We start from the raw sequence: 19,854 nt of genomic DNA, 5'->3' as shown, positions 1-19,854 counted from the left end.
GCAATTGACCATAGTTAAAAATCTATATTGTCAAATTGATTAAGTTATAATAGAAATTTCTTTTTTTATTGATTGATATGTTATACTATGGAAAAAGTAATGGGAAAATTACTTACATATTAAATCGTTCAACTAGACGATAGGAGGAAAAACAGTGTCTTGGAAAAAGTTATCGTTACTCCTGACTGCTTCACTTATTTGGTTAGTGTCATGTAGTAGCGGACCATCAACAGTAGAAAAAATGTACGAGCATATGGAAGAAGCTGTTTCGTTAGAACAATCCTTTGCGGATCAGCAACAACCGCTAGTCGAATTAGAACAACAAGAGAAGGATATCTATCAACAAGTAATCAATTTGGGCTTGGAAGAAATCGATCAAGTTAAGGAATTATCAGAACAGGCAATTACTATCATAAATGAGCGTGCAGAACTTATTGAGACTGAAGAAGCAAGTATCACTGCAGCAAAAGATGAATTTGACAAAATCCAGCCATTGATTGAGGAGATTGAGGAGGAAGAAGTCAAAACACAGGCAGAAGAACTATATCAAACAATGGAAGATCGCTATCAAGCATATACAGCATTGAATGAAGCTTATGTAGCATCACTAGAGTTGGATAAACAACTATATGAAATGCTTCAGAGAGAAGATTTAACTGAGGAAGAGTTAACAACTCATATCGACTCCATTAACAGTAGTTATGAAGAAGTGATTGCAGCAAATGAACAATTCAATGCCAAAACTGATGAGTACAATAACATGAAAGAACAGTTCTATAGTCAAGCAGGACTAGATGTTGAATATAGCGAAGCAGAATAGATTACATTATGAAGGTCTCGTCATGCGAGGCCTTTTATTTTTTGGAAAATAGCAATTAACGAGAAAAAAGAAAAATCAGCTAGCATTTGATTTTATAGTACAGTAGAAGCCAATTAGTGAAACAGTTAATATTATGCTATAAAAAGGATGTTTAAATAACCTTATCTTTCTATAAAAAAATCCATTAAAAATTGTAGGAATACGATTCAAAGTGTTTGACCGTTATATGTAAATAAGCTAAACTATAAACTGTATAAAAATTGTACCAGTCAGTATTTATCTTATTATTGTAACAGTTTATATAGGGGTACAGACAAGATTAAACTTTACGAACATTGGGTAAGGTATTTATAGCAAATATGGTACAGATTTTTTCATCTTTTGGGAAAGCTAGTTAATGATAAAACAATCGAAGAAGGAAAAGAAAGGATAGGTGAGTCTTTTTGAAACGTACATTAGATTCTATCGAAAACCAATTTGAAACGTTTCAAATTCTGAACGAAGAAGGCAAAATCGTAAATGAAGATGCTATGCCTGACTTATCAGATGATGAATTAAAAGAATTAATGCACAGAATGGTTTATACTCGTATTTTAGATCAACGTTCCATAGCTTTGAATCGTCAAGGTAGATTAGGCTTCTATGCACCTACAGCAGGACAAGAGGCTTCACAGCTTGGTACACAATTTGCATTAGAAAAGGAAGATTTTATTCTTCCAGCTTATCGTGATGTACCTCAGATTATTTGGCATGGTCTGCCGTTATATCAAGCATTCCTATTTTCACGTGGACATTATCACGGCAATCAATTTCCAGAAGGTGTAAACGCGTTAAGCCCACAAATTATTATCGGTGCACAGTATACACAATGTGCTGGTGTAGCTGTTGGTATGAAAAAGCGTGGTAAAAAATCAGTTGCAATTACTTATACTGGTGACGGTGGTACTTCACAAGGTGATTTCTATGAAGGGATTAACTTTGCAGGGGCATATGGCGCTCCAGCAATTTTCGTCGTGCAAAACAACCGTTTCGCGATTTCTGTACCTGTTGAAAAGCAATCTGCTGCCAAAACGCTTGCTCAAAAAGCAGTAGCTGCAGGTATTGAAGGTATTCAAGTAGACGGTATGGATGTATTAGCAGTGTATGCAGCAACTAAAGATGCTCGAGAACGCGCTGTTAATGGTGAAGGTCCAACGTTGATTGAAACATTAACATATCGTTATGGCCCACACACAATGGCTGGAGATGATCCTACCCGTTATCGTACAGAAGATTTGGATAACGAATGGGAGAAAAAGGATCCACTTGTTCGCTTCCGTAAATTCTTAGAGGATAAAGGACTGTGGTCTGAAGAAGAAGAGAACAAAGTAATTGATCAAGCAAAAGATGAAATTAAAGCTGCAATTAAAAAAGCAGATGAATATCCAAAACAAAAAGTGACTGATTTAATCAGCAATATGTATGAAGAAATCCCAGCTCACTTACAAGAACAGTTTGATGAATATAAAGCAAAGGAGTCGAAGTAAATCATGGCTCAAATGACAATGATTCAAGCAATAACTGATGCAATGCGTACGGAACTTAAAAATGATGAAAATGTACTTGTTTTCGGTGAAGACGTAGGTCAAAATGGCGGGGTTTTCCGTGCTACAGAAGGCCTTCAAGATGAATTCGGTGAAGATCGTGTATTTGACACACCATTAGCAGAGTCAGGAATTGGTGGTTTAGCATTTGGTCTTGCTATGGAAGGCTTCCGTCCAGTACCAGAAATTCAGTTCTTTGGTTTCGTATATGAAGCTATGGATGCAATTAGTGGTCAAATTGCGCGTATCCGCTACCGTTCTGGTGGTACGCAAAATGCACCAATTACAATCCGTTCACCGTTCGGTGGTGGAGTTCATACACCAGAACTTCATGCGGATTCATTAGAAGGTTTAGTTGCTCAACAGCCTGGTTTAAAAGTTGTTATTCCATCAACACCATACGATGCGAAAGGATTATTAATTCAGTCTATTCGTGATAATGACCCAGTAGTTTTCCTTGAGCATATGAAATTGTACCGTTCATTCCGCGGTGAAGTTCCTGAAGAAGAGTATACAATCGAGCTTGGAAAAGCTGATGTGAAACGTGAAGGAACTGACGTTACACTTATAGCTTATGGTGCGATGGTTCACTCTTGTTTAAAAGCGGCTGAAGAATTAGAAAAAGATGGCATACAAGCTGAAGTTATCGATCTTCGCACAGTAATGCCTGTAGACATGGAGACAATTTTACAATCCGTAGAAAAAACAAATCGTGTTGTATTTGTACAAGAAGCACAGCGTACAGCTGGTATGGCTTCCTATGTTGTTTCTCAAATTCAAGAACGTGCAATCCTACATCTTGAAGCGCCAATCTTAACTGTTGCTGCTCCAGATACAGTTTATGCATTTACACAAGCTGAAGAAGTTTGGTTACCAAATTACAATGATATTATTGAAAAAGTGAATGCAGTAATTAACTTTTAATTAACTTAAGATAGGAGGTACAATCAATGGCTTTTGAATTTAAGCTCCCAGATATTGGTGAAGGAATTCACGAGGGCGAAATCGTTAAATGGTTTGTTAAGCCTGGAGATGAAATTAAAGAAGATGATGTACTTTGTGAAGTGCAAAATGATAAAGCGGTAGTTGAAATACCTTCACCGGTAGAAGGTACCGTTAAAGAAGTTCATTTTGATGAAGGTGCTGTCGCAACAGTAGGTCAAACAATTATATCTATTGATGCAGAAGGATATGAAGATGCAGGTGGAAGTGAAGAAGAACCTGCGAAAGAAGAAGAACCTAAAAAAGAAGAAAAATCTGAGGCTAAAACAGAAACGCCTGCAGCGGAACAATCAGGTGCTGCTCCTCAAAAAAGTGAGGAAGACAGTAATGCACGCGTAATCGCAATGCCATCCGTTCGTAAATATGCAAGAGATAAGGACGTTAATATTAGTAACGTACAAGGCTCTGGAAAAAATGGTCGTGTCATAAAAGAAGATATTGATAGCTTCTTAAGCGGAGATCAGCCAGTGGCCGAAACAGAAGCACAAGCAGAACAACAATCAGAAGCACCTGCTGCAGCAAAAGAGCAAGCAGTACCTGCAGGGCAATATCCTGAAACTCGTGAGAAGATGAGTGGAATTCGTAAGGCAATTGCTAAAGCAATGGTTAATTCCAAAACAAAAGCTCCTCATGTAACTTTGCATGATGAAATTGATGTAACAGAACTTGTTGCACACAGAAAGAAATTTAAAGCAGTTGCAGCTGAGAAAGAAATTAAACTTACGTATTTACCATATGTAGTTAAAGCACTTGTTTCAGCATTGAAAGAGTATCCAATACTTAATGCTTCTATTGATGATGCAACAGACGAGATTGTTCAAAAGCATTATTATAACATTGGAATTGCAGCAGACACAGAAAAAGGTCTACTTGTTCCAGTTGTTAAAGATGCTGATAAAAAGTCAATTTTCGGTATCTCACAAGAAATCAATGAGCTTGCAACTAAAGCGCGTGATGGTAAGCTATCTTCAGATGAAATGAAAGGTGCTTCTAGCACAATTTCTAACATTGGATCAGCAGGTGGACAATGGTTCACTCCGGTTTTAAACTACCCAGAAGCAGCAATCTTAGGAATTGGACGTATCGGTGAAAAACCTGTCGTACGTGACGGTGAAATTGTTGTTGCACCAGTATTAGCATTATCGCTAAGCTTTGACCATCGTATTGTAGATGGTGCTACGGCGCAAATGGCAATGAACCAGATTAAACGATTGTTGAACGATCCACAATTAATTATGATGGAGGCGTAAATTATGGTAGTAGGAGATTTTCCAATTGAGTTAGATACACTAGTAGTAGGAGCTGGACCTGGTGGGTATGTTGCTGCAATCCGTGCAGCTCAAACTGGTCAGAAGGTTACTATTGTTGATAAAGGTGCATTAGGTGGAGTATGTTTAAACGTAGGTTGTATCCCATCTAAAGCACTAATCCAAGCAGGTCACCGCTATGAATATGCACATGGTTCTGATGACATGGGTATTACAGTCGATAAAGTAAGTGTTGACTTTTCTAAGGTACAAGAATGGAAAGGCACTGTAGTTAACAAATTAACTTCCGGTGTTGAAGGCCTTTTAAAAGGAAATAAAGTAGACATCGTTAAAGGTGAAGTTTACTTTGTAGATAAAAACACTGTAAAAGTAATGGATGATAAAAGCTCTCAAACATATACATTTAAAAACTGTATTATTGCAACGGGTTCAAGTCCAATTGAAATTCCTACCTTCAAATATTCAGAACGTGTACTAGATTCTACTGGCGCACTAAATTTGAAGGAAATACCGAAAAAGATGGTTGTTATTGGTGGAGGCTATGTTGGTACTGAATTAGGTACAGCTTACGCTAATTTCGGTACAGAAGTTACTATTCTTGAAGGTACTAAAGACATTTTGGGCGGTTTTGAAAAGCAAATGTCGTCATTAGTAAAACGTAACTTGAAGAAAAAAGGTGTAGATATTGTTACAGAAGCCATGGCTAAAGGTGTGGAAGAATCTAAGGATGGCGTAAAAGTAACATATGAAGCTAAAGGTAAAGAAGTTACAGTTGAAGCTGATTATGTACTAGTGACTGTCGGTCGACGTCCAAACACTAGTGAAATTGGACTTGAACAAGTTGGCATTGAAATGACAGATCGCGGTGTCATCAATATTGATAAACAATGTCGCACAAATATTGATAACATCTATGCAATTGGTGATATCGTTGCTGGACCACCATTAGCGCACAAAGCATCTTATGAAGGTAAGATTGCTGCTGAAGCTATTAGTGGAGAAAAATCTGAAATTGACTATAATGCAATTCCGGCTGTTGTTTTCTCTGAACCAGAACTTGCAACTGTAGGATATGCAGAGCAAGAAGCAAAAGATGCTGGTTACGATGTTTTAGCATCTAAATTCCCATTTGCTGCTAATGGTCGTGCGCTATCACTTAACGATAGTGAAGGCTTCTTAAAGCTTATTACTCGTAAAGAAGATGGCTTAGTGATTGGTGCTCAAGTTGCAGGTCCTAATGCTAGTGACATGATTGCTGAACTTGGTTTAGCTATTGAAGCTGGTATGACTGCAGAAGATTTAGCACTAACTATTCACGCTCACCCAACACTTGGTGAAATAACAATGGAAGCTGCCGAAGTCGCGCTTGGGTTACCTATCCATATTGTTAAATAAATTTATAAAAGTTGCCTATCTCCTTACTGGAGGTAGGCTTTTTGAATAGAGTTGTTTTAAAAATGGTGAAATATGTCATCACTTTTATCAAATATTCATACTCAACTACTTCTAAATCGATTATAATAAGAGGTAGTCCACATACATCAGGAGGTTATTTTAGTGAGAGTGAAATACAGCATTTGGTTTATCATTAGTTTATTTGTTTTAGTACTATTAGTAAGTTGTAACACGAACGAAGATCCGGCTCCTGAAAATGAAACGGATGAGCAGGATCAGGTAGAGGAAGAGAATAACAGTGGTGAAGATAACACTAATCAGGAAGAAGATCCTGCCCCTGAACAAGATTTAACTACACCAGAAGAAGACACTGGTGATGAACAAACGGATCCAGAACCTGTTGAACAACCAGAAGAGGAATTGGAAGCACAGTATGAGATCTCTAGCGTTTGGAGTGTTAAACCTTTAACTGAAGATGCTAATGAAAAAGTTGCATTATTGACAATTGATGATGCACCAGATACTTATGCTTTGGAAATGGCACATACATTAAAGGAATTAAATGTACCAGCTATTTTCTTTGTTAATGGTCATTTCATAGATACAGATGAAGAGAAACAAGTGTTGAAACAGATACATGAGATGGGCTTCGAAATTGGTAACCACACATACAATCATACAAGATTAAGTACTATTTCTGAGGAAGAGCAGAAAGAAGAAATTTTAAGCCTTAGTAAGTTAATTGAAGAGATTATTGGAGAAAAGCCTAAATATTTCCGTGCCCCAAATGGAGTCAACACGGATTTCTCAACACAGCTTGTTAAAGATGAAGGTATGCTTCAGATGAATTGGACGTATGGATATGACTGGAACTCTGATTATATGTCAGAGGAAGCAATTGCGGATATAATGGTCAATACACCATTACTAAGTAATGGCGCCAATCTACTCATGCATGACCGAGAATGGACTGCTGCAGCTCTTGATGATATCGTCATAGGTTTACGTGAAAAAGGATATGAGTTTGTCGATCCAAAGCTTTTAAAGCTTCCAGAATAAGCAAAAGGAAGGTGCTATGTAATCTAGCACCTTCCTTTTTTTCAATTATTGAAATGCCTTATGTTCTCTGATAACACGAATATGTTTGATCGTTTCATCTTCTAAACCTTGTACAGGAAGACCAGCTTCCAAGTTTTGATGGATGTATTGTATATTTTCTTCTGTAATTATTTCCCCAGGAATAAATATTGGTATACCAGGAGGGTAGACCATAATAGATTCGGCACTAATCCTGCCAGCAGCTTCATCCAATTCCACAATCTCTGTTTCAGCATAGAAAGCATCTCGTGGTGATAAAGCGAGCAGAGGAATATCTGGAATGTTAACCTTTATTTTTTTCTCGGTCACGTTAACAGCTGATTCTGTTGCTAACGTTCGCAGCGCTTCTACTAATTGATTCGTCTCTGTTATCGTATCCCCAGGGGTAATAATGCAAAGGATGTTATATAAATCAGACAATTCTACTTCAATATTATGCTTTTTCCGAAGCCATACCTCGACATCATGTCCTGTTAAGCCGAGGTTTTTAACTGAAATAATTAGTTTTGTTGGATCGTAGTTAAATGTTGCATTACTTCCTATAATCTCTTCTCCAACACAATACAAGTGTTCAATATCATTGATTGCTTGTCTCGTCTGTTGCGCGAGGTTTATTGTACGATCAATAAGTTCTTTACCATGTAAAGCAAGCTGCTTACGTGCTGTGTCCAATGACGCTAACAAAATATAAGATGTTGATGTTGTTGTTAGCATTGAAAGTACACTTTGCACGCGTTCATGAGAGACTAATCCTTCTCGTAAATTTAATACGGAGCTCTGCGTCATCGAACCACCAAGCTTATGGACGCTAGTAGCTGCCAAATCAGCACCTGCTTGCATAGCGGAAGCAGGTAGATTTTCGTGAAAGTGTATGTGTACCCCGTGTGCTTCATCAACAAGCACTGGAATATCATAACGATGAGCAATGCCAACTATTTTTCTTAAATCAGCTGCGATGCCAAAATAGGTAGGATTGATCACTAATACTGCTTTAGCATCTGGGTGAGCAGTCAACGCTTTCTCTACAGCTTCCGGTGTAATCCCGTGGGAGATCCCCAAATCCTCATCAACCTCTGGGTGAATGAAAATAGGTGTTGCACCGGAAAAAATTAAAGCCGTTGTAACCGATTTATGAATATTTCTTGGTACAATAATTTTATCACCTGGTCCACAAACACTTAACACCATAGCCATTATAGCTCCACTTGTGCCTTGAACAGAAAAGAATGTATAATCTGCTCCGAATGCTTCAGCAGCAAGCTCTTGGGCTTCTTTAATCATACCATGCGGATGATGAAGGTCGTCTAATGGCTGAATATTAATTAAATCAATTGACAATGCATTATCACCAATAAAAGCACGAAATTCGGGATCCATGCCAATTCCTTTTTTATGTCCTGGAATGTGAAATTGAGTTGGATTTTTTTGCGCGTGGGCTGTTACCCCTGAAAATAAAGGGGTTTCACTTTGTGATTTCATATGTAAGTACACCTCTTAAAAAGATTAAAGCAAACTGAATTATAGCAAATCATAAGCTTAATAGCTAGTTTTGACATAAATGATTATATTCATGATACGATATTAATGGAAATGTCAGAATCACATAAACTAATTACATATAGGATGAAAAGGAGTTGTTTTTATGAGTTACAGTTACCCGTTTGAAGATCATTGGTCAAAACAAGAAATAATTGATGTTGTTAATTTCTTTTCTATAGTGGAAAAGGCATATGAATCAGGTGTTAAACAAGATGAAGTCATGATTGCCTATACAAGATTCAAACAAATAGTTCCTGCAAAAAGTGAAGAAAAACAACTATGTGCTAAATTTGAAAAAGAGTCTGGATATTCCTGTTACCGGACCGTTCAAAAAGCAGAAACGCTTCGTTCAGGACAACGATTAACAATGCAATAACAAACTAAATAAAGGGCTGGCAATTGTCAGCCCTTAAACTGTAGAAACTGCTAATCGATAATAGGGGACGAGCGTGTCAATTGTTTCTTTACACACTTTAATAAATTGTTTGCCATCTTGTAATATTGGATCATCTGACGCGATATGCTGACCAATTAAAAATTCAGCCTTTTTTACATCGCGGAATCTTATGATGTTGTCTTCTGTTAAATCAGAGATGGGCATTGCTACCTTTTTCATATGATCTAGCGATACAACATAAGTGTCTGGCAACTTTGTTAGTTCATCATATTTATCCAATAATACGTTAGCGATTTTTGATTTATTGGGTAGTTCATAGATGAACGCTAGCCAGATAAATACATGGTCATCAAATAAGCCTACTTGAAAATGTGGATGCTTTTTATAGCCGCGTTTATTTTCTGCAATGGCCAACCACGTATCATTAGGAGGGTTGACAGACCTTCTTGCATGTCTTGCAATATGTAAGAACATTTCATTTCCGAGAGTAGCAGACAAATGGTCAGTTAACTCTTGTCCAATTTGTGTGAATTTTGGTTGTATACGCTCGCGAATTGCTTCCATCCGTTCCTCTAATCCATTTATGGTGAACGTTTGAAAATCATTTTGATTAAACCCAGTAAAACTCATCTGTTTTGCACTACCTTTCCATCTTCAATTGATATTAGTTTATCACAAGTTACATATGATAGAAACGAACATGCATTACGTGGGAGCTAGACAAGTTTATCACGGAGGATAATTGTCCAAGCGTGCATCATATTACCTTTTTTGGTAAGATGTATGAAAATCTTATTAATGAAAGTTGGAGGAAATAGCATGGATAAAAAGCAAATACAAGCGCTTTTTGAACAGGCGAAAAAGTGGATTCTCGAAGCAGGAGCACATATTAGAGATGTAATTGACGAACCTTTATACATAGATACGAAATCTAACCCAAATGATCTCGTTACACATATGGATAAAAATACAGAGGAATTCTTTGCTAATAAAATAAAAGAAACGTACCCTGAGCACCTTATGTTGGGAGAGGAAGGCTTTGGTGACGATGTTGAGTCATTAGACGGCACGATATGGATCATAGACCCAATCGATGGCACAATGAATTTTGTTCACCAAAAGCGGAATTTTGCTATCTCTATCGGTATATATCATGATGGTGTTGGTGAAGTAGGACTGATTTATAATGTTATGGAGGACGTTTTATATAGCGTGATTCGTAGACAAGGGGCTTATAAAAATGGAGTCGAATTGCCAAAACTAGATGAAAACCGAAACCTCGATACATCAATCATGGTATTAAATAGCTATTTAGTATGTGAAAACCCAAAAATCAATTATAAGAAGGTTCAAGCGCTTGTTAAAAAAATTAGAGGAACAAGATCTTATGGGTCAGCAGCATTAGAACTAGCTTTTGTTGCTGAAGGATGTGTCGATGGTTATCTAACATTGAAATTGGCGCCATGGGACGTAGCAGCCGGATCTATATTAGTTGAAGAGGTAGGTGGAACAGTTACACAAGCTAATGGTCAAAAATTAGATATGTTAACAAATAACACAGTTTTAGCGTGTAATACACGAATCCATGAAAAATTAATTTCCGAGTATATTGAATTGAAGTGAGAAAAGCGCAGAGCGCCGCTAAGAAACGTAACGACTGGAGCGAATCGACTAAAGATAAAGGAATCATGATGAAGCATGTGAATCAATGATGACTTATCGTAGGCGATTCGAGAAGTCGAGTAGTTTCTGGCGCTCGGAGCTAGACACAAGAAAAGCGCAGAGCGCCGCTAAGAAACGTAACGACTGGAGCGAATCGACTAAAGATAAAGGAATCATGATGAAGCATGCGAATCAATGATGACTTATCGTAGGCTATTCGAGAAGTCGAGTAGTTTCTGGCGCTCGGAGCTAGACACTTGTAAAATAAATACGTTCTTATCTTATAAGAAAAAGGACTGCCCAAAGAGGCAGTCCTTTTAATGTAGTTTAATTTACTGCGTCTTTTCTTTTAAGTGCTATCCCAAATCCCATAATAATAAATCCAAGTAACAAAGCGGCAATGGCTAGGAATGTATTCCTATATGCAATTGCGATACCTACACCAGAAAAGGAAAGAATAACTAAGATTGCTAAAAGTAGTTTTGAATATTGAATAGACTTCATCGTTTCACTCCTTTGTAATAGTATAAGTGATTCTCGCAGAAAAAGAAATGACTTCATGTTGCAATGAAACTCTAGCTTAAATAATGGATTTTTAGTATGATAACAAAGGAAGGTTTTACTTGAAGGGGGAAGCGAAGTGATCGAGCAAGAATCAATTCAGATACCAGACCATCTTGGACCAATTACTACATTTTTTATGAACAGTCTAGGTGGAGAAGTTAATTTAGCAAATGATGACGAATTAGCCATCTTATTCAGAGGCCTATTCTTCCTATATGTCACAATCGTTATTCTAACAGTAATCTGCTATAAGCTTGGTTTTGCAAAACAACTACCACTACTAAAATCAGCGATCGTCTATGTAATATTAGCAATTGGATGCATTGGGTTAACTTTTTTTGCAATACTAGGTTTGCCTGTCGCAGAATGCATGATCGTCATTGCATTGGTATTAGGTATTTATCGGTTTAGGCTTTATCAAGAGCGAAAAAAACGTACATAAAGTAACTATTAAAAAGAAGCCATTTTCTTTGTGAAAAAGGCTTCTTTTCTTGTTGTCTAGGAAATTATAAAATATACTAAAAGTAGATAACATGTAGTATTGACACGTCCAGTTCCTAGCGCTAGCGACTAACGAGAGTCCCCCCTCATCTCCGTGAAGGGGCATGTTTCCTTTATTCTAATAGGTAAACCTTCGAAGCTTACTCTGTTCTTGTGGTTCAGTCCAGTCCGTACTTCGCTAACCGGCGCTCTGCACTTTTGTTCAAATTTAAAATAAATGATTTTGTTTCTCTTTTTCCTTATACAATTTAAAATTTCCTGTAGCGTGACGTTGTTTTGTTTTATCGCCAATGCGAGTGTCACATATCGGGCACATATATATATGAATACGACGATTTCTTAGACGTTTAGCTAATGGAGAACTTCCATCAATATTATTAACGGTATCACATAAGACACACTTAACCCTCATTAAACTCACCTCTAGTAGAACTAATAGAATCATTTTAACACGATTACCCTATAAATTCCATGTTCTCTGAAAATGAACTTGGATGCTACATTGTTTAAACGTTGTACATTCTGGGAAAATACATAGTGAAAGATAAAGGAGAGGAGGCTACCTATGAAAAAAAGGTGGATGATTCCAGCTATAGGTGCTATTAGTGCAGGAGCAATTAGTTACACAGTATTTAGTGTTAAGAAGCAGAAAAATAAGCAGAGTAACAGTTTACCGATAGAACCTGCTGGTGTTCCTGAAAAAGATAATACTGATAACGCAAAAATGGTATCTGAAGGCTCTCAATTTGGTGTTAACTATTATAACCGTGTCAAACAATAATGAAGAAAACTAATAACGAAGAGCGTCTTTAAAAGACCAAGATGATTATTCTAAATAGTTTTCTTTAGCGCTCCCCCTCGTTGAGTTATGCCTCTACCAGAAAGAGGAACTGCATTACAAGAAAGATGGTGAAGCGTTTAAGCAAAGCTCTGACATTAAAAATTATTCACGCCATGTGATTTACAGTTTTCTAATGTAAATAAAAACAGACCTAAAACGGTCTGTTTTTTTATCTTAATTATTTGTGTGATGATTGGATTGTTCTTCTTGAATCTCTTCTAACTCTTGTTCTTCTCCTTCTGGAACAACTTCCTTATTTGGATCGGATTCATCTGGTTGCTGATTTTCAGTAATCGGGAATTCTGGCATATAGCGACCAACAACTTCAGCTAATTCATCTACAATTCCTTGAACGGGATGTCCTTGACGCATTTTTTCAGCCATTTGTCTAACTCGCTCTGCTCCATCTGCATCTGCAACTACAACAGCTGTCTTTCCATAAGGATCATGCTGTAAGGCTTCCATAACCGCGTATTTAATTGTTCCAACACGCGATCGGTCAAGCTCCTTGTCAACATCAATTCCGACTACTGCGTATGGACCTGCGACTACTGCAGTTGCACCGTTGACATTAGGGATGTCTCCAGCAAGATTTGCTAAGTGCTGCGCCATCTCTTGATTAGAATAAGATTCTCTAGTATTAGGATTGGAGTTTTTTACATGAATCGTATGATCTTGATTTCCTTGTTCAGATAGTTGCTGTTCTTCCTGTTGTTGACAACTAATTAAGACAATTGCTGATAAACTTATAAATAATGTGAAAAACAAATTTTTAGCCATACATTATTTCCTCCTTCGTTACAATTATCTTCCGTTACAGACTATTTTTTGTTGTTTTTTGGTTGTTTATGCATAAGGAATGAAATGAGAATAGGAAAAGAAAATGCATTCGTTTAACAGTAAGCGGAAGTGAGAGGTGTCTCGCTAATTGGAGTGCAAGATCTTCATATTTTTGAACAATAACGAAGTGCGCCGATTCGTTTTTTAATTCCTAAAATAAATAAAGACTGACAACGGATCGTGATTTCCGAGTCAGCCTTCGTGAGCTATCTGTATATGTAATTACTCAATAACGATTTTGGTAACACCCTTAATAGGTTCTTGCTTATTTGATCCATCTTGAAAATATAAATGGACAGGCCCATCATCTGTAATAGGTTTGCCAGCTTTAGCAAATAATAGTAAGCATTGCTTTAATTGATCAAGTGTAATAATCTGGTCACCTTTAGTTGTAACAATTTTTGCCTGTTTTGCTTCTTGTTTTATTTCGGAATGATTAACAAAATCTGTAATTGGCATAACATATGTATAAATAAAAATATTTTCTCGTTCAGCTTTAGAAATAGTTTTATTTACTGGCGGATTTATCATTTTGGGGTGATATTCTTTTTGCCATCGTAATGAAGCGTTTTTTATTTCATCATTATCCGTCTTTTTTTGAATATTATTAGAAAATGCTTCTTCAAAAATTAGCTTTCTATCATCAAATATCCATACAGTTGGATCTAAAGTAATCGGGTACGTAACATTCCCTGTTAATTGCACTATCACGGTATCAGCCTCCTTCTTTGTTAGCATAGCAAAGAAAGTAACAAAAATCATTCATTTGGACTCGAAATCACCTTTTATCAATCACATGTGAATATTTTACTGTTTAGTTTGATAAAATTTCTATTTGTTTATTAAGATATATATAGTTATCTTGCATTTTTGTCCCATAAAGGATAAAATAAATAGAAGAAAGTTTTGTTTAACGGAGGGGATTTCTTTGATACCTGAAACGGCCGTGAGTAATTCTGAAAAAGCCTATGCCCTTCTTAAGGCCGATGCTGATAAAATCTTAAAATTAATTAAAGTCCAAATGGACAATCTAACAATGCCTCAATGTCCATTGTATGAAGAGGTATTAGATACACAAATGTTTGGCTTATCAAGGGAAATTGATTTCGCAGTAAGATTGAATCTTGTAAACGCAGAGGACGGAAAAAAACTTCTAGAGAATCTGGAAAGGCAATTGAATGTACTACACGAAGCAGCACAAAATTCATGATGCTCATTTACTGTGTACTTTCTTATAAATAACCCTTAGCCATGCTGGCGGGGTTTTTTTATTCTTACTATTATACTCTACATATCCAGGAAATTTATTATTATTCACACCACTTTCTTCTTAATCAAAGGAGTAATTTTATGTTTAAAAAATGGAAATCATTTGACTTCACCCTGGCTATTACTCCGTTAATTCTAACTGCATTTGGTATTGTAATGATTTATAGTGCCAGTATGGTAGTTGCCGTAGTGGAACATGGTGTACCCAGTAATTTTTTTATGATGCAGCAAAGCAAATGGTTTGGTATTAGTACTATAGCTTTTATTATTGTTTGTTTTATTCCTTATCAGCTTTATCAAAGATTAATGAAGCTAATTGTAGTTATTATGGTTGCTTTATTAATTTTGGTTCTCTTTATTGGAGATTCAGTAGGCAATGCAAGGTCATGGATTGAAGTAGGGCCATTCCAATTTCAACCTTCTGAGATAGTGAAATTAGGCTTAATTATTTATTTAGCCTCAATCTATTCAAAAAAGCAAAAGTATATAACGGACTTCACGAAGGCCGTGCTACCTCCTTTAGTGCTAACGGGCATAATCTTGGCGTTAATCGCGAGACAACCAGATATCGGAACAGCGGCAATAATCTTTCTGATTGCATGTAATGTAATTATTAGTTCAGGTATTAAATTAACTCATTTATCCTTATTGATTGTATCCGCAGTAGGACTCGGTTTTACTCTAATATTAAAGATGGTAACCGCTGAAAGGATTTCCCGTTTCACAGGTGCCTACCAGCCCTTTTTAGACCCAGAGGATGGTGGTTATCAGCTCATACAATCTTACGTTGCAATTGGGACAGGCGGATTTACTGGTGAAGGTTTGGGACAAGGAGTCCAAAAACTGGGCTATTTAACACAACCGCATACCGATTTTATTATGGCTGTAATTGCTGAGGAACTTGGTTTTATTGGTGTAATTATAGTTATTGGTTTGTTAGCTACAATCGTACTTAGAGGATTATTTATTTCATGGAAGTGCCGCGACAGTTTTGGTTCACTATTAGCAATAGGGATTTCTTCCATGATTGGTATTCAAAGCTTTATAAATTTAGGTGTTGTTAGTGGAATTCTTCCTATAACAGGTATACCTTTACCATTTGTAAGCTATGGAGGGTCGTCTCTGTTAGTAATGATGGTTTCTATGGGAATATTAAATAACATTGCTAGGTCGGTAAAGATGCAGGAATTTAATCAAGTCGATGAAGTAGACACAACCGAAGAGCAACCTGCATTTAAATATTATTCCGTAAATAATAAAGCAGGAAAAACACGGTCTAATTAATTCGATGCCTATAATTAAGAAAAGCACAGAGCGCCCGTTTAGAAACGTAGTGACTGGTGCGAATCGATAATGACTTTTCGTAAAGTGATTCATGAAGGCATCAAGTTTCTGACGCATGGAGCTAGAAACTTCCACATTCATATACTTTCTTATCTTTTTAAAAAAATCCCTCTTATATTTAGAGGGATTTTTTAGTAGCACTTCTTGAAGCTAATAAAATGAAGTAACAAAGTAACCCGAAAAATATCGTAATCACAAGTGCGTGTAGTAAAGCAAATAGTAAATGGGCGTAAGTGAAAATAATCATTGCTCCTAATAACACTTGAATAACGATCAAACTAAATGCTATGGTCCATCCCCAGATCATTACTCTACTGTTTTTAAATGTTTTATAGACGCGGATGAACAGCAAGGCTGTCCAGATTAATGCAATACCAGCAACTAACCGATGCCCCATATGTACCCATTGACCAAGATTATAGGAAAGATCAAATGATGCACCTCTATCACAAAATGGCCAACCGGTACACGCTAAGCTAGAATCCATATGTCTTACTAATGCACCAGTATAAACTACAAATAAAATGTAGGCAGTGAGACTATATATTTGTATGCGTAAAGGTTTATCAATAATTAATGAATCGGCATCAAATTTTTTATCAACTTCAAAAATTAATATGGTTAGTAGAAATACCGAGGCATAGGAAATAAGAGATATACCAAAGTGCAATGCCAAGATAAAATCTGATTGAGCCCATAAAACCGCTGCAGCTCCGATTAAGCCTTGTAATATGAGAAAGAAAGCGGAAATAAAAGAAAGGAATTTTGCTTCTCTTATGTGGCCGATATATTTCCATGACAAGATTGCTAATAATAATACAACTAATCCAGCAACTCCAGAGACAAGCCGGTGGCTTAATTCAATAAGTAATGCTGGGGAGAATGCCCCTTCGCAATTAGGCCAGTTTGCTCCACAACCCATACCAGAATCTGTTTTTGTTACTAATGCCCCACCGAGTAATACAAGGATCATGGTAATTGTTGCAGTTACAGCTAATCTCTTTAAAAAAGTAATCATATTTGCACCTCAAATATCCAAGTGGATAGTACCAATTAAGTTTTACTAGTATGTTTTCCCTTGGAATTATAGTAACTATTAAAAAGCTCAAAAGATATCGTATCATGTTCAACAACTAATTTCACTATAAAGTTAAAAAAAGACTTGCATTGTAAGAGTGAGTTTGCTAGAAATAAATAAGGGGATTTACGTCATTATAATTCCATATGAGACAATGATAATAGTAGTGACTATTATCTATTATGTATGTTTCCTAAATGATCATAAAGGCAAAAATGCCTTTTATTTTTAATTTGTGACAAAGATTCACAAATTCGTCACAAAATTTAGCGTTAGAATCGTGCATACTAGGTAGTGTCGAAATAGATGGAAATGTTAATCCGTGATACAATAGATGTATAATCCGTTAATTTTGTCTCGAATCTAATCATGAACTGACTGTGTGAAAAACGAACGATTGCTCTAAAGGTATATACGTATTTATTCACATCTTTTAGATTGAACAGTTTGCAATGTTGGTTGCTTCGAAAGGAATAGGTTATACTAATTGAGCGAACAAGTGTGGATAGAGTTAGAAAGGGGGTAACGTGGACATGCAAAAAATACAATCTACTTCATCAGCAAGAATGATCCAAGCTACTAGTAAAGATAATCACAGTGCTACATGGTCTGATTACAAAGCACTTATTAAGACTGGGATTATTAACTCCAACCTATTGACAACGTTTGCTGGTTTTTGGTTAGCATTGTTTTATACAGGGTCAACCTTTATGCAATATTGGGATAGATTTTTACTAACAATGTTAGGCACAACGTTCGTCATCGCGGGTGGATGTATTCTTAATAACTATTACGACCGTGACATAGATCCAATCATGTCAAGAACAAGAAAACGTCCAACAGTTACCGGAAGTATTTCTTTATCTCATGTATTAATATTAGGAATTGTATCAACTATTATAGGAGTTAGCTTGTTACTATTAACTACGATAGAAGCAGCTGTGTTTGGCATTATTGGTTGGTTTTCCTATGTTGTACTATATACAATGTGGTCAAAAAGAAGATACACAATTAACACAGCAATTGGAAGTTTGTCTGGTGCCGTGCCGCCATTGATTGGCTGGGCAGCAGTTAGTCCTATGATTCACATGGAAGCAATTATTTTGTTTTTAATTATGTTTATTTGGCAGACACCTCATTTTCTAGCACTTGCTATGAAAAAGAGTGATGAATACAAGGCTGCGGGGATCCCAATGCTACCAGTAGTCCATGGATTTTCAATAACCAAAAGACAAATTGTGATTTATGTGGCATGCTTATTACCATTGCCATTTTATCTATATTCTTTAGGAAATATATTTTTGATTATAGCGTCTATTAGTACGCTTGGCTGGCTCATTATCGGAATTCGTGGTTTCTTTGTGAAGAATGATTTGAAATGGGCTCATCACATGTTTATGTACTCTTTATATTATTTAATGGTAATATTTGTGACAATGATTATTATAACAATTCCACCAGTTATTCATTAATTAGGGTATTTAATATATCTTAATTGTTAAATAATAAAAAGAAGCAAAGAAACAGAAAGAGAGGTATTTGCATGAAAGGTTGGATGGGAAAAGTCCGCACACTGTTTTTATTAAGTTTACTTTCATTAATACTTTCAGGGTGTGGGAAGGAAAACTTGACCGCCTTTATACCTAAGGGGTACGGTTCAGAGGCATCATTGTATATTATTGTCCTATCATTAGTAGTTATGATAGTCGTATTTTTAGTGGTAATGGTTATTTACACAATTGTCTTAGTCCGTTATCGCCAAAAGAAAGGTCAAGAAGATTTTATACCGAAACAAACAGAGGGGAATAAAGCATTAGAAATAGTTTGGACAGTTATCCCGATTTTGCTATTAATTGTTATTGCTGTTCCAACAGTATCAGTAATTTTTGATTTAGCAGATGAAACTGCTGCGGAGGATTCTTTGAATATTAATGTGACTGCTAACCAATTTTGGTGGCATTTTAATTATGAAGGAGAAGAGATTCAAACAAGTCAGGATTTATATATTCCTACTGGCGAAAAGGTATACCTTAATATGATGTCTAGTGATGTACTGCATTCCTTCTGGGTGCCTGCACTCTCAGGGAAAATGGATACGAATCCAGAAAATGAGAACACAATGTACATTGAAGCATATGAAGAAGGCGTCTATTGGGGGAAATGTGCCGAATATTGTGGAACATCTCACTCACTAATGGATTTTAAAGTTATAGCTGTTAGTCGAGAAGAGTTCGATCAATGGGTAGCAGATATGCAAAATGTAAACCCTGATGCACAGCCAGAATCGGTAAGTGCACAAGAAGGGCAGAGTCTTCTTACAGAAGCTAACTGTTTATCCTGCCACGCAATTGGTTCCTCACCAGTAGCACTTGCACCAAGTTTAACAAATATTGGTAGCAGGGATAAGCTAGCGGGTTTTGAAGAACTAACAAAAGAAAATTTAGTGAAATGGATTTTGGATCCCGAGTCAATTAAACCAGGAAATAAAATGGTTAACGCGGAGTATCTAACGGATGAAGATAAAAAATTAACAAAAGATGAAGCGGGTAAGATAGCAGATTATTTATTACAGCTACAGCCGTCAGACATTACTCCAGACAGTACAAAGTAATATAAATACAATAATGGGATGGAAGAGGTTAAGGGAGGTTTT

The 19,854-nt window shown here is 36.4% G+C and carries 21 protein-coding genes; 14 read left to right on the top strand and 7 right to left on the bottom strand.

What is annotated here, in order from left to right:
- Positions 1 to 154: 154 nt before the first annotated feature.
- The 6 genes from ACI6MV_RS01900 to ACI6MV_RS01875 all read left to right on the top strand — a co-directional run bounded on the left by ACI6MV_RS01900 (position 155) and on the right by ACI6MV_RS01875 (position 7,127).
- Positions 155 to 820: a YkyA family protein gene (locus ACI6MV_RS01900; protein WP_407268151.1), complete on the top strand. Its 666-nt coding sequence runs from the start codon at positions 155 to 157 to the stop codon at positions 818 to 820.
- A 443-nt stretch (positions 821 to 1,263) separates the two neighbouring features.
- Positions 1,264 to 2,346 carry a pyruvate dehydrogenase (acetyl-transferring) E1 component subunit alpha gene (gene pdhA, locus ACI6MV_RS01895; RefSeq protein ID WP_407268150.1) on the top strand — a complete coding sequence of 361 codons (1,083 nt, stop codon included), beginning with the start codon at positions 1,264 to 1,266 and terminating at the stop codon, positions 2,344 to 2,346.
- A 3-nt stretch (positions 2,347 to 2,349) separates the two neighbouring features.
- Complete coding sequence (locus ACI6MV_RS01890; RefSeq protein ID WP_407268149.1) at positions 2,350 to 3,327, top strand: alpha-ketoacid dehydrogenase subunit beta; 978 nt, start codon at positions 2,350 to 2,352, stop codon at positions 3,325 to 3,327.
- A gap of 26 nt (positions 3,328 to 3,353) precedes the next feature.
- Positions 3,354 to 4,655, top strand: coding sequence for a dihydrolipoamide acetyltransferase family protein (locus ACI6MV_RS01885; RefSeq protein ID WP_407268148.1), 1,302 nt, complete (start codon positions 3,354 to 3,356; stop codon positions 4,653 to 4,655).
- A 3-nt stretch (positions 4,656 to 4,658) separates the two neighbouring features.
- Positions 4,659 to 6,068 (top strand): dihydrolipoyl dehydrogenase, encoded by a 1,410-nt coding sequence (lpdA, locus tag ACI6MV_RS01880; protein ID WP_407268147.1) that lies wholly within the window; start codon positions 4,659 to 4,661, stop codon positions 6,066 to 6,068.
- Positions 6,069 to 6,230: 162 nt separating this feature from the next.
- Positions 6,231 to 7,127: a polysaccharide deacetylase family protein gene (locus ACI6MV_RS01875; RefSeq protein ID WP_407268146.1), complete on the top strand. Its 897-nt coding sequence runs from the start codon at positions 6,231 to 6,233 to the stop codon at positions 7,125 to 7,127.
- A gap of 45 nt (positions 7,128 to 7,172) precedes the next feature.
- Here the strand turns inward: ACI6MV_RS01875 and ACI6MV_RS01870 are convergent, their stop codons facing one another.
- Positions 7,173 to 8,645, bottom strand: coding sequence for an aminotransferase class I/II-fold pyridoxal phosphate-dependent enzyme (locus ACI6MV_RS01870; protein ID WP_407268145.1), 1,473 nt, complete (start codon positions 8,643 to 8,645; stop codon positions 7,173 to 7,175).
- Positions 8,646 to 8,808: 163 nt separating this feature from the next.
- Here ACI6MV_RS01870 and ACI6MV_RS01865 point away from each other — a divergent pair, with 163 nt between their 5' ends.
- Entirely contained in the window at positions 8,809 to 9,081 is a 273-nt protein-coding gene (locus ACI6MV_RS01865; RefSeq protein WP_407268144.1) for a UPF0223 family protein, read from the top strand.
- A 33-nt stretch (positions 9,082 to 9,114) separates the two neighbouring features.
- On the opposite strand, the gene ACI6MV_RS01860 is transcribed toward ACI6MV_RS01865, so the two are convergent.
- A complete protein-coding gene (locus tag ACI6MV_RS01860) occupies positions 9,115 to 9,732 on the bottom strand; it encodes a YktB family protein (RefSeq protein WP_407268143.1) in 618 nt (205 codons plus the stop codon).
- Positions 9,733 to 9,921: 189 nt separating this feature from the next.
- Here ACI6MV_RS01860 and ACI6MV_RS01855 point away from each other — a divergent pair, with 189 nt between their 5' ends.
- Positions 9,922 to 10,725 carry an inositol monophosphatase family protein gene (locus ACI6MV_RS01855; protein WP_407268142.1) on the top strand — a complete coding sequence of 268 codons (804 nt, stop codon included), beginning with the start codon at positions 9,922 to 9,924 and terminating at the stop codon, positions 10,723 to 10,725.
- A gap of 366 nt (positions 10,726 to 11,091) precedes the next feature.
- Here ACI6MV_RS01855 and ACI6MV_RS01850 read toward each other — a convergent pair whose 3' ends face one another.
- Positions 11,092 to 11,268, bottom strand: a complete 177-nt coding sequence (locus tag ACI6MV_RS01850; protein ID WP_407268141.1) for a DUF5325 family protein — start codon at positions 11,266 to 11,268, stop codon at positions 11,092 to 11,094.
- A gap of 136 nt (positions 11,269 to 11,404) precedes the next feature.
- Here ACI6MV_RS01850 and ACI6MV_RS01845 point away from each other — a divergent pair, with 136 nt between their 5' ends.
- A complete protein-coding gene (locus ACI6MV_RS01845) occupies positions 11,405 to 11,770 on the top strand; it encodes a YlaH-like family protein (protein WP_407268140.1) in 366 nt (121 codons plus the stop codon).
- Between the two features lie 267 nt (positions 11,771 to 12,037).
- Here the strand turns inward: ACI6MV_RS01845 and ACI6MV_RS01840 are convergent, their stop codons facing one another.
- On the bottom strand, positions 12,038 to 12,241 hold the full coding sequence (locus ACI6MV_RS01840) for a YlaI family protein (protein ID WP_407268139.1): 204 nt from the start codon (positions 12,239 to 12,241) through the stop codon (positions 12,038 to 12,040).
- A gap of 153 nt (positions 12,242 to 12,394) precedes the next feature.
- Between ACI6MV_RS01840 and ACI6MV_RS01835 the strand changes: the two genes are divergently transcribed.
- A complete protein-coding gene (locus ACI6MV_RS01835; RefSeq protein ID WP_407268137.1) occupies positions 12,395 to 12,610 on the top strand; it encodes a hypothetical protein in 216 nt (71 codons plus the stop codon).
- 234 nt (positions 12,611 to 12,844) lie between these two features.
- On the opposite strand, the gene ACI6MV_RS01830 is transcribed toward ACI6MV_RS01835, so the two are convergent.
- The gene (locus tag ACI6MV_RS01830; protein WP_407268135.1) at positions 12,845 to 13,450 is read right to left on the bottom strand and encodes a YhcN/YlaJ family sporulation lipoprotein; all 606 of its coding nucleotides are present in this window, start codon (positions 13,448 to 13,450) and stop codon (positions 12,845 to 12,847) included.
- Between the two features lie 282 nt (positions 13,451 to 13,732).
- On the bottom strand, positions 13,733 to 14,221 hold the full coding sequence (locus ACI6MV_RS01825) for a hypothetical protein (RefSeq protein WP_407268134.1): 489 nt from the start codon (positions 14,219 to 14,221) through the stop codon (positions 13,733 to 13,735).
- Positions 14,222 to 14,438: 217 nt separating this feature from the next.
- Here ACI6MV_RS01825 and ACI6MV_RS01820 point away from each other — a divergent pair, with 217 nt between their 5' ends.
- A complete protein-coding gene (locus ACI6MV_RS01820; protein WP_407268133.1) occupies positions 14,439 to 14,720 on the top strand; it encodes an Fpa/YlaN family protein in 282 nt (93 codons plus the stop codon).
- A gap of 140 nt (positions 14,721 to 14,860) precedes the next feature.
- Positions 14,861 to 16,063 (top strand): putative lipid II flippase FtsW, encoded by a 1,203-nt coding sequence (gene ftsW / locus ACI6MV_RS01815; protein WP_407268130.1) that lies wholly within the window; start codon positions 14,861 to 14,863, stop codon positions 16,061 to 16,063.
- 178 nt (positions 16,064 to 16,241) lie between these two features.
- On the opposite strand, the gene ACI6MV_RS01810 is transcribed toward ftsW, so the two are convergent.
- Entirely contained in the window at positions 16,242 to 17,141 is a 900-nt protein-coding gene (locus tag ACI6MV_RS01810) for a COX15/CtaA family protein (protein ID WP_407268129.1), read from the bottom strand.
- Between the two features lie 593 nt (positions 17,142 to 17,734).
- Between ACI6MV_RS01810 and cyoE the strand changes: the two genes are divergently transcribed.
- Both cyoE and coxB read left to right on the top strand, forming a co-directional pair.
- On the top strand, positions 17,735 to 18,673 hold the full coding sequence (gene cyoE, locus ACI6MV_RS01805; RefSeq protein WP_407268126.1) for a heme o synthase: 939 nt from the start codon (positions 17,735 to 17,737) through the stop codon (positions 18,671 to 18,673).
- A 71-nt stretch (positions 18,674 to 18,744) separates the two neighbouring features.
- Positions 18,745 to 19,812, top strand: coding sequence for a cytochrome c oxidase subunit II (gene coxB, locus ACI6MV_RS01800; RefSeq protein ID WP_407268124.1), 1,068 nt, complete (start codon positions 18,745 to 18,747; stop codon positions 19,810 to 19,812).
- Positions 19,813 to 19,854 lie beyond the last annotated feature (42 nt).

Origin of the sequence: Radiobacillus sp. PE A8.2, assembly GCF_045635475.1 — a bacterium.
Lineage (GTDB): Bacteria > Bacillota > Bacilli > Bacillales > Amphibacillaceae > JBJGXI01.
This window is presented reverse-complemented; position numbering and strand designations above follow the sequence as displayed.

What these genes read in the sequence shown, in the direction of transcription:
- ACI6MV_RS01840 (WP_407268139.1), bottom strand. Translation starts at nt 12,241, where the DNA reads ATGAGGGTTAAGTGTGTCTTATGTGATACCGTTAATAATATTGATGGA.
- ACI6MV_RS01835 (WP_407268137.1), top strand. Translation starts at nt 12,395, where the DNA reads ATGAAAAAAAGGTGGATGATTCCAGCTATAGGTGCTATTAGTGCAGGA.
- ACI6MV_RS01810 (WP_407268129.1), bottom strand. Translation starts at nt 17,141, where the DNA reads ATGATTACTTTTTTAAAGAGATTAGCTGTAACTGCAACAATTACCATG.
- lpdA (WP_407268147.1), top strand. Translation starts at nt 4,659, where the DNA reads ATGGTAGTAGGAGATTTTCCAATTGAGTTAGATACACTAGTAGTAGGA.
- ACI6MV_RS01870 (WP_407268145.1), bottom strand. Translation starts at nt 8,645, where the DNA reads ATGAAATCACAAAGTGAAACCCCTTTATTTTCAGGGGTAACAGCCCAC.
- cyoE (WP_407268126.1), top strand. Translation starts at nt 17,735, where the DNA reads ATGCAAAAAATACAATCTACTTCATCAGCAAGAATGATCCAAGCTACT.
- ACI6MV_RS01885 (WP_407268148.1), top strand. Translation starts at nt 3,354, where the DNA reads ATGGCTTTTGAATTTAAGCTCCCAGATATTGGTGAAGGAATTCACGAG.
- ftsW (WP_407268130.1), top strand. Translation starts at nt 14,861, where the DNA reads ATGTTTAAAAAATGGAAATCATTTGACTTCACCCTGGCTATTACTCCG.
- ACI6MV_RS01850 (WP_407268141.1), bottom strand. Translation starts at nt 11,268, where the DNA reads ATGAAGTCTATTCAATATTCAAAACTACTTTTAGCAATCTTAGTTATT.
- ACI6MV_RS01860 (WP_407268143.1), bottom strand. Translation starts at nt 9,732, where the DNA reads ATGAGTTTTACTGGGTTTAATCAAAATGATTTTCAAACGTTCACCATA.
- ACI6MV_RS01890 (WP_407268149.1), top strand. Translation starts at nt 2,350, where the DNA reads ATGGCTCAAATGACAATGATTCAAGCAATAACTGATGCAATGCGTACG.
- ACI6MV_RS01830 (WP_407268135.1), bottom strand. Translation starts at nt 13,450, where the DNA reads ATGGCTAAAAATTTGTTTTTCACATTATTTATAAGTTTATCAGCAATT.
- coxB (WP_407268124.1), top strand. Translation starts at nt 18,745, where the DNA reads ATGAAAGGTTGGATGGGAAAAGTCCGCACACTGTTTTTATTAAGTTTA.
- ACI6MV_RS01855 (WP_407268142.1), top strand. Translation starts at nt 9,922, where the DNA reads ATGGATAAAAAGCAAATACAAGCGCTTTTTGAACAGGCGAAAAAGTGG.
- ACI6MV_RS01865 (WP_407268144.1), top strand. Translation starts at nt 8,809, where the DNA reads ATGAGTTACAGTTACCCGTTTGAAGATCATTGGTCAAAACAAGAAATA.